12 protein-coding genes are annotated in these 12,970 nt (G+C 61.9%); 8 read left to right on the forward strand and 4 right to left on the reverse strand.

The window, feature by feature from the left end; all coding sequences use genetic code 11:
- Positions 1-4: 4 nt before the first annotated feature.
- A complete protein-coding gene (locus GTP46_RS26415) occupies positions 5-796 on the reverse strand; it encodes a transporter (RefSeq protein WP_161009613.1) in 792 nt (263 codons plus the stop codon).
- A gap of 84 nt (positions 797-880) precedes the next feature.
- Between GTP46_RS26415 and GTP46_RS26420 the strand changes: the two genes are divergently transcribed.
- Positions 881-1,414, forward strand: coding sequence for a GNAT family N-acetyltransferase (locus GTP46_RS26420; protein ID WP_161009614.1), 534 nt, complete (start codon positions 881-883; stop codon positions 1,412-1,414).
- Positions 1,415-1,581: 167 nt separating this feature from the next.
- Here GTP46_RS26420 and GTP46_RS26425 read toward each other — a convergent pair whose 3' ends face one another.
- Entirely contained in the window at positions 1,582-1,854 is a 273-nt protein-coding gene (locus GTP46_RS26425) for a hypothetical protein (protein WP_161009615.1), read from the reverse strand.
- Between the two features lie 161 nt (positions 1,855-2,015).
- On the opposite strand from GTP46_RS26425, the gene GTP46_RS26430 reads away from it, so the two are divergent.
- From GTP46_RS26430 to GTP46_RS26455, 6 genes are read left to right on the forward strand one after another with little or no spacing between them, the layout of a single operon-like run.
- Positions 2,016-3,263 carry an efflux RND transporter periplasmic adaptor subunit gene (locus GTP46_RS26430; RefSeq protein ID WP_161009616.1) on the forward strand — a complete coding sequence of 416 codons (1,248 nt, stop codon included), beginning with the start codon at positions 2,016-2,018 and terminating at the stop codon, positions 3,261-3,263.
- 12 nt (positions 3,264-3,275) lie between these two features.
- Positions 3,276-3,938, forward strand: a complete 663-nt coding sequence (locus tag GTP46_RS26435) for an ABC transporter ATP-binding protein (protein ID WP_161009617.1) — start codon at positions 3,276-3,278, stop codon at positions 3,936-3,938.
- Between the two features lie 9 nt (positions 3,939-3,947).
- Positions 3,948-5,186 carry an ABC transporter permease gene (locus tag GTP46_RS26440; RefSeq protein WP_161009618.1) on the forward strand — a complete coding sequence of 413 codons (1,239 nt, stop codon included), beginning with the start codon at positions 3,948-3,950 and terminating at the stop codon, positions 5,184-5,186.
- Positions 5,186-6,382, forward strand: a complete 1,197-nt coding sequence (locus GTP46_RS26445) for an ABC transporter permease (RefSeq protein WP_161009619.1) — start codon at positions 5,186-5,188, stop codon at positions 6,380-6,382. The genes GTP46_RS26440 and GTP46_RS26445 overlap by 1 nt, the downstream gene beginning before the upstream one ends.
- A 3-nt stretch (positions 6,383-6,385) precedes the next feature.
- Entirely contained in the window at positions 6,386-7,780 is a 1,395-nt protein-coding gene (locus tag GTP46_RS26450) for a sigma-54-dependent transcriptional regulator (protein WP_161009620.1), read from the forward strand.
- Complete coding sequence (locus GTP46_RS26455; protein WP_161009621.1) at positions 7,777-9,114, forward strand: sensor histidine kinase; 1,338 nt, start codon at positions 7,777-7,779, stop codon at positions 9,112-9,114. The genes GTP46_RS26450 and GTP46_RS26455 overlap by 4 nt, the downstream gene beginning before the upstream one ends.
- On the opposite strand, the gene GTP46_RS26460 is transcribed toward GTP46_RS26455, so the two are convergent.
- Both GTP46_RS26460 and GTP46_RS26465 read right to left on the reverse strand, forming a co-directional pair.
- Entirely contained in the window at positions 9,108-9,587 is a 480-nt protein-coding gene (locus GTP46_RS26460; protein ID WP_161009622.1) for a hypothetical protein, read from the reverse strand. The two genes, GTP46_RS26455 and GTP46_RS26460, sit on opposite strands and share 7 nt — an antisense overlap.
- Positions 9,588-9,633: 46 nt before the next feature.
- Complete coding sequence (locus tag GTP46_RS26465; RefSeq protein ID WP_161009661.1) at positions 9,634-11,337, reverse strand: methyl-accepting chemotaxis protein; 1,704 nt, start codon at positions 11,335-11,337, stop codon at positions 9,634-9,636.
- Positions 11,338-11,557: 220 nt separating this feature from the next.
- On the opposite strand from GTP46_RS26465, the gene GTP46_RS26470 reads away from it, so the two are divergent.
- Complete coding sequence (locus GTP46_RS26470; RefSeq protein ID WP_161009623.1) at positions 11,558-12,958, forward strand: L-cystine transporter; 1,401 nt, start codon at positions 11,558-11,560, stop codon at positions 12,956-12,958.
- Positions 12,959-12,970 lie beyond the last annotated feature (12 nt).

Genomic DNA, 12,970 nt, shown 5'->3' on the forward strand with positions numbered 1-12,970 from the left:
CTGTTTAGAATTTGATGGATAGGCCTACCGTCCAGCTCCAGTCCGGCGTGTTCTTGTTCAGCCCGCGCGAGACGGCAGTGTCGACCTGCACCAGGTCGGTCAGCAGATACGAGCCGCCGAAGTCGAAGGTAGACAGCGATCCGCCGTTGCGGCCGCGCGCAATCTGCGGCGCCGAGTATTCGACGAAAATCCGGCTACGTTCGTTCAAGTCCTTGCCCAGTACGATACCGAAGATGCCGCTGGTGTAGCGCTCGCCATTGTCGTTGCGCTGCCAGGCCACGCCGGGCATGATGCCGAGGCCGAAATCATTGGGTAGCTCCCACTCGGCCGCCAGTCGCAGCGAGCCGCCCTTGCCGGGCGCGCGGAAGGAGCCGGAACCGGTGTCGAGGTCCAGATGGGCCAGCACGCCCATCGACGGCCGCAGGCCTTGTTCATCGGCCATATGCCATTTCACGCCGAGCGAAACGTCGGCGTAACCGCTCTCGCTGGTGCGCGCACCGCTGGCCAGGTCGTCGGTCACCAGGCGCATGCGGCCATCGGTTTCGATGCGGGCTTCTAGTGTGTCGCTGAGGCCGAAGCGCAGCAAGGTCGGCGTGGAATAAGTGCGCTCCCTGACGCCGTTGGCCTTGTTGCGCTCCAGCGCGACGCTGGTTTCGATCTGAAAGCGCCCTTCGCCGACCACATTGCTCGATTCGACGAAATCCGGACGGTCGGTGGCGATCTGGTCTTTTTCATCGCCGGCGTGGGCCAGCAGCGGCAGGCTCAGCAGCAATAAGGTACTCCATACACGAGGCATACTGACTCCACTTCATGATGCACAATGGACATCACCCTAACACATTGGTATAAATCAATCGTTGGAAAATTCCCACACTGAAATATGAAGATCGAAAAACTCAGCCTCGCCGGCTTTGCAGGCTTCCTCGACTACCTCAACGACCATTTATCGGACAATGGCCACAGCGACACGGCCTACTTCCAGCCGCTACCGCGCACCGAGTCGCGCTTTCCAGTTGAGAAGGCCGAGGCGTTCATCAGCGGCATGCAGATTGAGGTCGGCCAGCCCGGCTGGCGGCGGGCGTGGGTGATGCGAGAAGATGATGACAGCATCGCCGGCCACATCGATTTACGCGGGCATCCGGAGCGCTACACCGGCCATCGCTGCCTGCTGGGTATGGGGGTAGACCGCAAGCATCGCGGCCAAGGACTGGGCAAGCAGTTGATCGCGCATGCCGAGCAGTGGGTGCTGCTGGCCGGCGTGCAGTGGGTCGACCTGCAAGTGCTGTCGGTGAACGCGCCGGCGATCCATCTTTACCAAAGCTGCGGCTACCGCCAGACCGGCGAAATCCCGAACATGTTCCACATCGACGGCAAATACTTCAGCTACACCAGCATGACCAAACGCCTGCGCTAGCGTAAGTTGACATACGCAACAACGGCAATGACGTAGCTTGTGGCAATAATAATCGACGTAACGCCGATCCACGTCATAACACGCTCGCGCTGTTTGCGGACCGCTACGTATTCAAAAAAAGCATCGAGCAGCTTGATCACAATCGAGCCTCCTTTAATTAACTGTAATCAAATAGTGAGCCCCGCCAAACCGATCCAGGCGTAGGCTCTGCCAAGCGCGGAGGCGTGTTCCAAATATACGCCTATCTCGTAACAGGCCCCTCCACTCATCGCAATCCCGGCCCACAGCAGTTGACCGTTCTTGACAGCGTTGTAGACCACGTCATTGGCTGAAGACCGGAATGTTCGACCTATCGCCAATAGGGGCAGCATGACGATGGGCGCGAAGATGGGCACCGCGATGTGCACGACGAGCCATGCAAGAAACTGTAGCGTCTCCATGATCTAGCCTTTCAGCGAGGGTGTCCGTTTTCGGACGGTGGTGAGCGATGACGGGCAGCCGGGGAAGCAGTCCCAATTCAGCTGGTTGAGCTTAAGCCGTTGATTTATCTTGTTTTTTCCTTTTATCAAAGGTGTGGCACGGGGCTTGCGATAGGAGGGGCATGGATACGCAAATCAGCCCTCACCTCATCGCCCGGCGCCAGCGCAAGACTGCGCTGGTGGTCGCCGCCCTGCTCGCTACGCTCAGCCTGACGGCGTGGGCCATCAATCGTGCTGTCAGTCCCAGCGTGGATGCCGGCGGCGTTAGCATTGCCACGATCCGGGTCGGCAATATCGCCAATACCATCAATGCGGCTGGCGTCGTCATTCCGGTGCATGAGGAGATGGTGTCGAGCCCGGTCCAGACGCGCGTGGCCAAGGTGTATGCCAAGCTGGGCCAGCAGGTGCAGGAAGGCGAGCTGCTGCTGGAGCTCGACCACCGCACTATCCAGCTGGCTATCGAATCGCTGCGCGACCAACTGGCGCAGCAGGAAAACCGCATCCTCGCGCTGACGCTGGAGATGGACCAGAAACGCAAGCAGCTCACCAGCGCCATCGAGCTGCTGGAGCTGGACCTGCAAGCCACCCGCGTCAAGCTCGGCCGCTATCAGACCTTGCGCAAGGCCGGCGGCGTCTCGGCCGAAGATTTGCTGACCGCTGAACTCAACGTCCAGCGCACCGAGATTCTGCTGCGCCAGCACCGCGAGCAAATCGAAGACAGCAAGCGCGTCACCAGCAGCAATATCGAAGGTGCGCGGCTGCAGAAAAGCATCTTGCAAAAGCAGCTGCAGGAACAGCAGCAACTGCTGGCGCAAACGCAGGTGCGCGCGCCGTTCGCCGGCATGCTGACCTGGCTGTTGGCCGATGAAGGCGCCAGTGTCAACACCGGCCAGCTGGTGGCCAAAGTCTCGGAGCTCAACAACTACAAGGTGGAAGCTTCACTGTCCGACTTCCACGCACGCGCGCTCAACGCCGGGCAGAAAGTGCTGGTCGAGCAAGGCAATGTCAAGCTCAACGGCACGGTGCAGACCGTGCTGCCGGAAATCCAGAACGGCACGGTCAAGCTGCTGGTCACGCTGGCCGAGCCGCACCACAACATCCTGCGCAACAAGCTGCGCGTGGAGGTCAACATCATCACCGAGCAAAAACAGAACGCCCTGCTGGCCGACAACGGTCCCGCCTTCAATGGCCGCGGTCCGCAGGATATCTTCGTGGTGCGCGACGGCGTCGCCCGCAAGACCACGCTCAACATCGGCGCCAGCGATGGCAAGGCCGTCGAAATCCTGTCCGGTGCGCGCGCCGGCGACCAGCTCATCATTTCAGACACCAGCCGCTACAAGGACCGCGACAGCGTCCGCGTAGCGCAATAAAAGGAGAACTTCATGATCCGCCTGAACAAAGTCAGCAAAACCTACCAGACCGACAAAGTCGAAACGCTGGCCCTGAAAGACATCGACCTGCACGTGGAGAAATCCGAATTCGTCAGCATCATGGGCCCCAGCGGCTGCGGCAAGAGCACCCTGCTCAACCTGATCGGCCTGCTCGATGAACCCGGCAGTGGCGCCATTCACGTGGCAGGCACGCCGGTGGCATCGTACAAGGACAAGTACGTGGCCAAGCTGCGCAACAACACCTTCGGCTTCATTTTCCAGAGCTTCCACCTGATCAACGACCTGCGCGTGATCGACAATGTTGAGCTGCCGCTGTTGTACCGCAATATCTCGACCAAGAAGCGCCAGCGGCTGGCGCGCGAGGCGCTGGAAAAAGTCGGCCTCGGCGCGCGCATGGACCACTACCCGAACCAGCTGTCCGGCGGCCAGCAGCAACGCGTGGCGATTGCGCGCGCCATCGTCGGCCAGCCGCAAGTGCTGCTGGCCGATGAACCTACCGGCAATCTCGACAGCAAAATGGGCCAGGAAGTGATGGACATCCTGCTCCAGCTGCACAGCGAAGGCACCACCATCGTGATGGTCACGCACAACGAGCAAGAGGCCAAACAAGCCACCCGCATCGTGCGCGTGTTTGATGGCCAGCTGGTCGCGTAAGGGGTTCGCATGTTTAGAAATTATCTGCTGACGGCATGGAAAGTCTTCATGCGCCGCAAGCTGTTCACCGCGATCAACCTGCTGTGCATCGTGTTGACGCTGGTGGTGCTGATGGTGGTGACGGCGCTGCTGCAAAACACCTTCTACCCGACCGGTGTGGAAGGCAAAAGCGAGCGCTACCTGCAAATGATCATGATCGAGTCTACCCATACCGACAAGCCCGGCCGCCGCACCGGCACGCTGGGCTACAAGCTGATTGACCAATACCTGAAACCGCTCAAGCATGCCGAACTGGTGTCGGCGGCCAGCTTCCCGATGTCGGTCTCGGTCTACCAGCAGGAGCAGGTCAGCGACCTGCTGATGCGCCACACCGATGCCGAGTACTGGAAAATCCTCGACTTCACCGTGCTGCAAGGACGCCTCTACAACGCCGAGGATGTCGCGCAAGGCCGCATGGTGGCCGTGCTCAACCAGTCCACCGCGCGCAAGCTGTTCCCCGGCCAGACCTGGCTGGGCCAGAAGTTCAGCGCCAACGGCCAGATCTTCACGGTGATTGGCGTGGTGCAAGACGAAATGCACATCAACGCCTTTTCCGACATCTGGGCACCGCTCACCTCGCAGCCGTCCAGCGATTACAAGAGCAAGCTGTTCGGCGGCTTCAGCGCCATCATGATGGCGCGCTCACCGGAAGAGCTGCCAGCGCTGAAAAAAGAAATCATGCAAGCCGCCACTACCGTGCAGTACGACGATCCGACTCACTTCAACCGCACCAAAATGTGGGGCGACTCCAAACTCAGCCTGTTCGCGCGCACCCTGCTCAGTGACCAGACCGAAGACGGCGGCGCCGCCAAGCTGCTGACCGCCATCATCGTGCTGATGATCTTGTTCATGACGCTGCCTGCGCTGAACCTGGTCAACCTCAACGTCGGCCGCATCATGGAACGCAGCAGCGAGATCGGCGTGCGCAAAGCCTTCGGCGCTACCAGCCGCCAGTTGGTGGCGCAGTTGGTGCTGGAAAACGTGCTGCTGTGCCTGATAGGCGGCGTGATCGGGCTGGTGGGCGCGGCTGCGGCGCTGTGGTGGCTGGAAGGCTCGGGCCTGATTCCCTACCTGCAGGTTCATCTCAACCTGGCCGTGTTCGGCTACGGCCTGTTGATTACGCTGGTGTTCGGCGTGCTGTCGGGCGTGATCCCGGCCTGGAAAATGTCCCGGCTGGCGCCGGTCCACGCCTTGAAAGGAAATGCATAATGCTGCGCCATCTGTTGAAACTGATCTGGAAACGCAAGTCCCGCAACATGATGCTCAGTCTGGAGATCCTGCTGGCCTTCCTGGTAGTGTTTGCCATTGCCGCCTTCGGCCTGCGCTACTGGCAGCTGTACCAGATGCCGACCGGCCACAGCTGGAAAAACCAGTGGTCAGTCAGCATCCGCGTGGCCGGCGACATCCCCAACGACGCCGCCATCTTCGACAGCCTGAAGCGCGGCCTGCTCGATTTACCGGAAGTGGAATCGGTCGCCTTCAGCTCGTTCGGGACGTATGAAATGTCGCGCTGGACCGAGGAATACACCCTGCCCGACGGCAGCAACGAGCTGACCATCGACGGCATGGGCGTCAGCGACGACTACTTCAAGACGATGGAAGTGACGCCGGCCGCCGGCCGCGTTTTCTCGACACTGGACGACGGCGCCGACGCCGCACCAGTGGTGATCAACCAGCGCCTGGCCGATAAATTCTTCCCAGGTAAAAATCCCATCGGCCAACTCTTTGTGCTGGCGCCGCGCGAGCAGCGCGTGCAGCAGCGCTATCGCGTCACCGGCGTGGTGGCGCAGTTCCGCTCGCACGGCGAATTCATGGACCCGGTGTACTTCATGCTGCCGCGCTACATCCCCGGCGTCGGCAAGGATGCCGCCTACAACATCATGCTCAAGCTGAAGCCGGGCACGCCGCGCATCTTTGAAACCAGGCTCAACGCCAAACTCAAGCAGATCCGCAATGACTGGAATTTCGTCATCACGCCGCAAAGCGAGGCGCGCAAGTCCATGCTCAACACCCAGCTGGTGCCACTGATTATCCTGGCGGTGATTGCCGCCTTCCTGCTGGTGATGGTGGCGTTCGGCCTGTTCGGCGTGCTGTGGCAAAACACCACCCAGCGCATTCCGGAAATCGGCCTGCGGCGCGCGCTCGGTGCCGATGCCGGCAGCATTTACCGCCAGATCATCTCCGAGCAAATGCTGCTCAGTACCAGCGCCATCGTGATCGCCATGGTGCTGCTGGTGCAGCTGCCGCTGACCGATGTGTTTGGCGAAAGCCTGAACTGGACCGTGTTCACACAAGCGACGCTGCTATCGGCAAGTGTGATCTATCTGCTATCCTTGCTGTGTTCACTCTACCCCGGCTGGCGCGCCGCGCGCCTGAGTCCGACCCAAGCGCTGCACTACGAATAAACAATGGAATCGACTCGCAAGCAACGCATCCTCATCATCGACGACGACAGCGCAGTACAAGTGTCGCTGGCCCTGCTGCTCAAGCAGTCCGGCTACGACCCGCTGTGCGCCGACGATCCGAAACAGGCGCTGGCCGTGCTGGCGCAGCAGCCGGTCGACCTGGTGCTGCAAGATATGAACTTCTCGCTGCAAACCAGCGGCGAGGAAGGCTTGCAGCTGCTGGCCGATATCCGCGCTGCGCAACCGTCGCTGCCGGTGCTGCTGATGACGGCGTGGGGCTCGATCGCGCTGGCAGTGCGTGGCATGCAGGCGGGGGCGGCCAATTTCTTCACCAAGCCGTGGGACAACACCCAGCTGGCGGAACTGATCCGCACCACGCTGGAGACCGCCACACCGGCGGCGGGCCCTTCGCGGCAGGCGCTTGATGCGCAGTTCGATTTCAGCGCCATCGTCGGCGAACATCCGCGCTTGCTGAAGGTGCTGACCACCATCGGCCAGGTCGCCAACACGCGCGCGCCGGTGCTGATCCTCGGCGAAAGCGGCTGCGGCAAGGAACTGGTGGCGGACGCCATCCACCGCAACAGCGCGCGCGCCGGCCAGACCATCGTCAAGATCAATATGGGCGCGATTACGCCGTCGCTGTTTGAAAGCGAAATGTTCGGCCACGTGCGCGGCGCCTTCACCGATGCCAAGAGCGACCGCAAAGGCCATGTCGCCTGCGCGCACGAGGGCACGCTATTCCTTGACGAGATCGGCGAACTGAATCGCTCGGACCAGGTCAAGCTGCTGCGCGTGCTGCAAGACCAGACTTACCAGCCGGTCGGCGCCAGCCGCAGCGAGAAGGCCGATGTGCGCGTGGTCTCGGCCACCAACCGCGAACTGGCCGAGCTGGTGGCCAGCGGTGAATTCCGCGAAGACTTGTTCTACCGCCTGAACCTGATTACCATCCGCCTGCCGCCCCTGCGCGAGCGGCGCAGCGATATCCCGCTGCTGGCGCGCCACATCATCGGCGAGGTATCGGCCAGCTACGGCTTGCCGTCAGCGACGATTACGCCGCAAGCACTGGAGTGGCTGAGCGCGCAGCCGTGGCCCGGCAATATCCGCCAGCTCAAGCAAACACTGGAGCGCACCTTGCTGCTGGTGGGCCGCAGCGAATTGCGGCAAGCCGACTTTGTCGCCGTCGAGCAGCACGAACATGGCGGTGTGCCCGGCGTGGCCAACGCACGCCTCGGCGTCGATGGCATGACGTTGGAACAGGTAGAGCGCCACATGATCGCCCACGCACTGGAACAGCATCAGGGCAATATCTCGCGCGTGGCCAAGGCGCTGGGCCTGAGCCGCACCGCGCTGTACCGCCGCCTCGAACGCCACGGCCTCGGCAGCGCAGAGCAGCCATGAGCTTGCGGCGGCGCTTGTACGCCTATCTGATCGCGGCGCATCTGCTGTTCCTCGCCATCACCGTGCTGCTGTTCCGCACCCAGCCGCTGCTGATGCTGGGGCTGGAAGCGGCGGTGCTGCTCAGCCTTGTACTCGGCATCCGCCTGATCCGCCGCGCGCTGGAGCCACTCGGCTACACGCGCCACTTCCACGACTTGCTGCAAGACCAGCACTACGCCGCCCGCCTGCAGCACAGCAACGACAAGGAACTCAACGAACTGGTCCAGTTATTCAACACCATGCTGGGCGCGCTGTACCAAGAGCGCTTGCAGATCGGCGAGCAGCAAGGCTTCCTCGACCGCCTGCTGGAAGCCACGCCCAGCGCCGTGATCGTGTTCGATTTCGACGGCCGCATCAGTCTGCTGAACGCCAGCGCGCAAGCCCTGCCCGGCCTGGCCGATGCGCGTGGCAAGTCGCTGTCGGCCTGTGCAGCGTCGCTGGGCGAGCAGCAGCACCGTAGCTTGCTGGCCCAGCTCGACGCGCTGCCGCTCGGCGACTCTCAGCTGCTGGCCGATGCCGATGGCCGCCGCTACCGTGGCCAGCGCGGCCAGTTCTACGATCGCGGCTTCGCGCGCCACTTCCTGCTGATTGAAGAGCTGACCGAAGAATTGGAAAGTTCGGAACGCGCCACTTACGAAAAACTGATCCGCGTGCTCGCGCACGAGGTCAACAACACCGTCGCCGCCACCGGCTCAGTGCTGGACTCGCTGCTGTACTACCGCAGCCAGCTGGCCGAACGCGACAGCGAAGACTTCAGCACCGCCATCCTCGCCGTGCAGCGCCGCAACGCCAGCCTCGGCGAATTCATCGAACGCTTCACGCGCGTGGTGAAAATGCCAGCGCCGGAACTGCGGCCCAACGCCGTGCGCGACCTGATGGACGACATCCTGTATTTGTACCGCGAGCAGTGCCGCAGCCGTGGCATCAGCATTGCGTGGGAGCGCTGCGACGACGTACCGGCCATCGCCATGGATCGCCACCTGATGGAGCAGGCGCTGCTGAACGTGGTGAAAAATGCGATGGAAGCGGTGGAGATGGGCGCCGGCGCGGACAAGCGGATTGCACTGGTGCTGGCGCGCGAGGAAAGCGGCGTGCGGCTATCGGTGATCGACAGCGGTAACTTGCTGGGGGAAGTGCCGGCGCACCAGCTGTTCACGCCGTTCTACACCACCAAGAAAGGCGGCCAGGGCATCGGTCTGCTGTTCGTGCGCGAAGTGCTGAACCGGCACGGCTTCCACTACCGGCTGGCCGCCACCGGCGACGGCGCGACCAGCTTCGATATCTGGTTTTACTGAACCCGCTGCACCTTCGGATTGCGGTGCGCGCCGTCAATATCGAGGAAGATGGCGCCTAGCATGCCGCGCTTGACGGTGACTTTGGGATTGGTCAGCTCCAGCACGTCTTCGGTGTCGTCCACCACTTTCCATACCTGGCCGTTAGCGAGACGGATGCGCTGGCCGCGTACCCAGCCGTCAAATGGGCCGCTGATGGTGGTTTCGATGGAGCTCAGGCGCACCGACCTCAACGCCTCAGGCTCGCGGCCGAACATGGCTTCCAGCTCGGGCTTGGTCGGCGCAGCGACCACGGTGTAGGCCGGCTGCGCAACCGCTGCAGTTGCAGCAGCAGCGGGCGCAGCAGGATTCAAGGGAATGGCGTTGTAGCAGGCCAGGCGCACCGGGCCGTCTTCCAGCTGGCGGCATTTCAGCAGCGCCGCATCATCGGCCAGCGCCGACGTCGAAACCAACATCAGGGCAAACAAGACTTTCATCGCGACTCATCCTTAAAGATAAACACTGCCGCGATTATAGTCAGATTCAGAATTCTTCCCAATCATCTTTGCTACCGGCAGCGCTGCTGATGCGCTGCTGCGGCCGGGCCGGTGCGCGCACGGCGGGCTTGGCCGGCCGCGCTGGCTTCACTGCCGCCAAACGCGGCGCCGCCGGTTTCGCCGTCACAGCTGGCGCGGCGGTCCGCAAGGCGCCATCAACGCGGAACACGCTCACCACGCGCTCCAGATTGGCGGCCTGGTTTTGCATGGCCTCCGCCGCTGCTGCAGCCTCCTCCACCAGCGCGGCATTTTGCTGCGTCACCGTATCCATCTCGCTGACGGCCTGGTTGATTTGTTCAATGCCGGCGCTCTGCTCGTCGCCAGCGGTGGAAATCTCGGCCATGATATCGGTCACGCGCTGCACGCTGGCCACCACTTCGTCCATCGTATGGCCGGCCTGCTCCACCAGCTTGCTGCCGATCTCTACCTTCTCCACCGAGCTGCCGATCAGATCCTTGATTTCCTTGGCCGCCGAGGCCGAACGCTGCGCCAGCGTGCGCACTTCCGACGCCACCACCGCAAAGCCACGGCCCTGCTCGCCGGCACGCGCCGCTTCCACCGCCGCGTTCAACGCCAGGATATTAGTCTGGAAGGCGATACCGTCGATGACCGAAATGATGTCCACAATTTTGCGCGACGATTCATTGATCGCGCCCATCGTATCCACCACTTGCGATACCACCGCCCCGCCCTGCTGCGCCACCGCCGAGGCCGACTGCGCCAGCTGGTTGGCCTGGCGCGCATTGTCGTTGTTCGCGCGTACTGCGCTGGTCAGTTCCTCCATCGACGATGCGGTTTCTTCCAGCGAGCTGGCCTGCTGTTCGGTGCGGGTCGACAAGTCCTGGTTGCCGCTGGCGATTTCGCTGGAGGCCGACGCAATAGTCTCGGTGCCGACGCGTACCTCGGAGACGATGCGCGCCAGTGCATCGCGCATCATCTTCATCGCGTGCAGCATGCTGTGGTTGTCGTTGCTGCGGGTGTCAACCACCACCGTCAGGTCGCCGGCAGCGATGCGGCCGGCAATCGCCGCCGCGTAATCCGGTTCGCCACCCAGCTGGCGCAGCAGGCCGCGCGCGATGTGCACTGCCGCGATCACGCCAACTACAATGGCGGCGCCGCTCAGCAGCAGCATCAGCAAGCGCGCCTGCTTGTACGCATCGGTGGCGGCGGTAGCGGCGATCTGGTTGTTTTCCCGTTGCAGCGCCGCGTATTCATCCATCGCATCTTGCCAGGCTTGCGTCGCCGGGCCGGCCTGCTTCATCAGCACTTCCGTGGCTTCCGCATCCTTGTTGGCCAGCGCCAGCTCGAACACCTTGTCGTTCAATGGTCGGGTAATCTTGGCCTGGGCGGTAATGCGCTCGCGGATTTCCAGGCCCTTGGGCGTGGCCGGCATTTTGGCCAGCTGGTCCAATGCCTTGTTGTAGACGCCGCGCGCCTTGGCGACTTTTTCCAGCTCGGCGCGGATCGACGCCTCATCAGAGAGCAGCACCACGCTGCGGCTGACGCGCGCCACGATGTGCACCGACTCCGACATATCGTTCACCATCTGCGACTTGACGGCATTCTCGTTGACGATGCTTTCCAGCTTGGCGTGGATGGTGCCCATATTGAACACGCCCAACAGCGCGACCAGCAACAGCAGCACCAGCACTAATCCAAAACCCAGGCTCAGCCGGGTGCCTACTTTCATGGTTGCCATGCGATCGCTCCTTGCAGCGTGAATGTATCCCATTGTAACGCCTGAAAATTCACACAGTTTCACAGATTCCCACAGGAAAACTACTTACAACACTTGCATATGAGAATTCTGTATAGCCATATAGCCAAATATTCGCTAAACCGCGTATAAACCGTGGCTTATCGCATATAAAATGACCGACTGGTTACAAATATGTAGTAAAGGATAAGCAATGACGATCAATGTGATACTCAATCTGCTGGCGGCGCTGGCCCTGCTGGGCCTGCTGTACGCACAACAGCACAAGCACGCCTCGTTCTCGGTACGCGTGTTCACCGGCATGGGCCTGGGCGTGGTGCTGGGCGCGGTGCTGCAAGCCATCTACGGCGCGGGCTCGGCTGAAATCAAAACCACGGGCGACTATCTGGACATCGTCGGCAGCGGTTATGTGAAGCTGCTGCAAATGATTGTGATGCCGCTGATTATGGTGTCCATCATTTCCGCCATCCTGAAACTGAAAGGCATCAACTCGCTGGGCAAGATCAGCGCGCTGACCATCGGCACGCTGATGGTGACCACGCTGATCGCGGCCAGCATCGGCATCCTGATGGCCAAGGCCTTCAGCCTGACCGCCGTCGGCCTGACCGCGTCGGCGGCCGACATTGCGCGTGGCGTCTACCTGCAAGGCAAGGTGGAAGCGGCGCAGGCGATTTCGCTGCCGAGCATGCTGCTGAGTTTTATCCCGGCCAATCCCTTCCTCGACATGACGGGCGGCCGCAAGACGTCGACCATCGCGGTGGTGATCTTCTCGGTGTTCATCGGTATTGCCGCCACCGGCATCCATGACAAGAAGCCGGATATCTTCGCTTCGTTCGAGCGCTTCGTGCAGGTGGCGCATGCCATCGTGATGCGCATCGTGACCTTGGTGCTGCGCCTGACGCCGTACGGCGTGTTCGCGCTGATGGCGCAAGTGGTGTCGAGCTCCAGCTACACCGACATCCTGCACCTGATCGACTTCGTGCTGGCGTCGTACAGCGCGCTGCTGCTGATGTTTGTGGTGCATCTGCTGATCGTCAGCGGCCTGGGCCTGAATCCGCTGCGCTGGACCAAGAAAATCCTGCCGCTGCTGACCTTTGCCTTCACCTCGCGCAGCAGCGCCGGCGCGATTCCGATGAGCGTGCAGACGCAGACCACCCGCCTCGGCACGCCGGAAGGCATCGCCAATTTTGCCGCCTCGTTTGGCGCCACCATCGGCCAGAACGGCTGCGCTGGTATCTACCCTGCCATGCTGGCGGTGATGATTGCGCCGACGGTGGGCGTGGATCCGTTCACGGTGAGCTTTATCGCCCCGCTGCTGGCCATCATTACGATTGGTTCGGTAGGCGTGGCTGGCGTCGGTGGCGGCGCCACCTTTGCCGCGCTGATCGTGCTGTCGTCGATGAATTTACCGGTGGCCTTGGCTGGCCTGCTGATTTCGATTGAACCGCTGATTGACATGGGCCGTACTGCGCTCAACGTCAGCGGCTCAGTAACGGCGGGCGCGGTTGCCAGCCGCGTGATGGGCGAAACCGATCATGCAGTCTTCAACAGTGATGCGGAGCCACCGCTCGATAGTGAGCGAAAAGCAGCGTGATAAAAAAAGGGC

The sequence above is a fragment of the Duganella flavida genome (genome assembly GCF_009857445.1).
GTDB lineage: Bacteria > Pseudomonadota > Gammaproteobacteria > Burkholderiales > Burkholderiaceae_D > Rugamonas > Rugamonas flavida.

Bases quoted from the DNA above. Each gene is read 5' to 3' on its own strand.
- GTP46_RS26440 (WP_161009618.1), top strand. From the start codon at position 3,948: ATGTTTAGAAATTATCTGCTGACGGCATGGAAAGTCTTCATGCGCCGC.
- GTP46_RS26465 (WP_161009661.1), bottom strand. From the start codon at position 11,337: ATGAAAGTAGGCACCCGGCTGAGCCTGGGTTTTGGATTAGTGCTGGTG.
- GTP46_RS26425 (WP_161009615.1), bottom strand. From the start codon at position 1,854: ATGGAGACGCTACAGTTTCTTGCATGGCTCGTCGTGCACATCGCGGTG.
- GTP46_RS26420 (WP_161009614.1), top strand. From the start codon at position 881: ATGAAGATCGAAAAACTCAGCCTCGCCGGCTTTGCAGGCTTCCTCGAC.
- GTP46_RS26460 (WP_161009622.1), bottom strand. From the start codon at position 9,587: ATGAAAGTCTTGTTTGCCCTGATGTTGGTTTCGACGTCGGCGCTGGCC.
- GTP46_RS26470 (WP_161009623.1), top strand. From the start codon at position 11,558: ATGACGATCAATGTGATACTCAATCTGCTGGCGGCGCTGGCCCTGCTG.
- GTP46_RS26435 (WP_161009617.1), top strand. From the start codon at position 3,276: ATGATCCGCCTGAACAAAGTCAGCAAAACCTACCAGACCGACAAAGTC.
- GTP46_RS26430 (WP_161009616.1), top strand. From the start codon at position 2,016: ATGGATACGCAAATCAGCCCTCACCTCATCGCCCGGCGCCAGCGCAAG.
- GTP46_RS26445 (WP_161009619.1), top strand. From the start codon at position 5,186: ATGCTGCGCCATCTGTTGAAACTGATCTGGAAACGCAAGTCCCGCAAC.
- GTP46_RS26455 (WP_161009621.1), top strand. From the start codon at position 7,777: ATGAGCTTGCGGCGGCGCTTGTACGCCTATCTGATCGCGGCGCATCTG.
- GTP46_RS26450 (WP_161009620.1), top strand. From the start codon at position 6,386: ATGGAATCGACTCGCAAGCAACGCATCCTCATCATCGACGACGACAGC.
- GTP46_RS26415 (WP_161009613.1), bottom strand. From the start codon at position 796: ATGCCTCGTGTATGGAGTACCTTATTGCTGCTGAGCCTGCCGCTGCTG.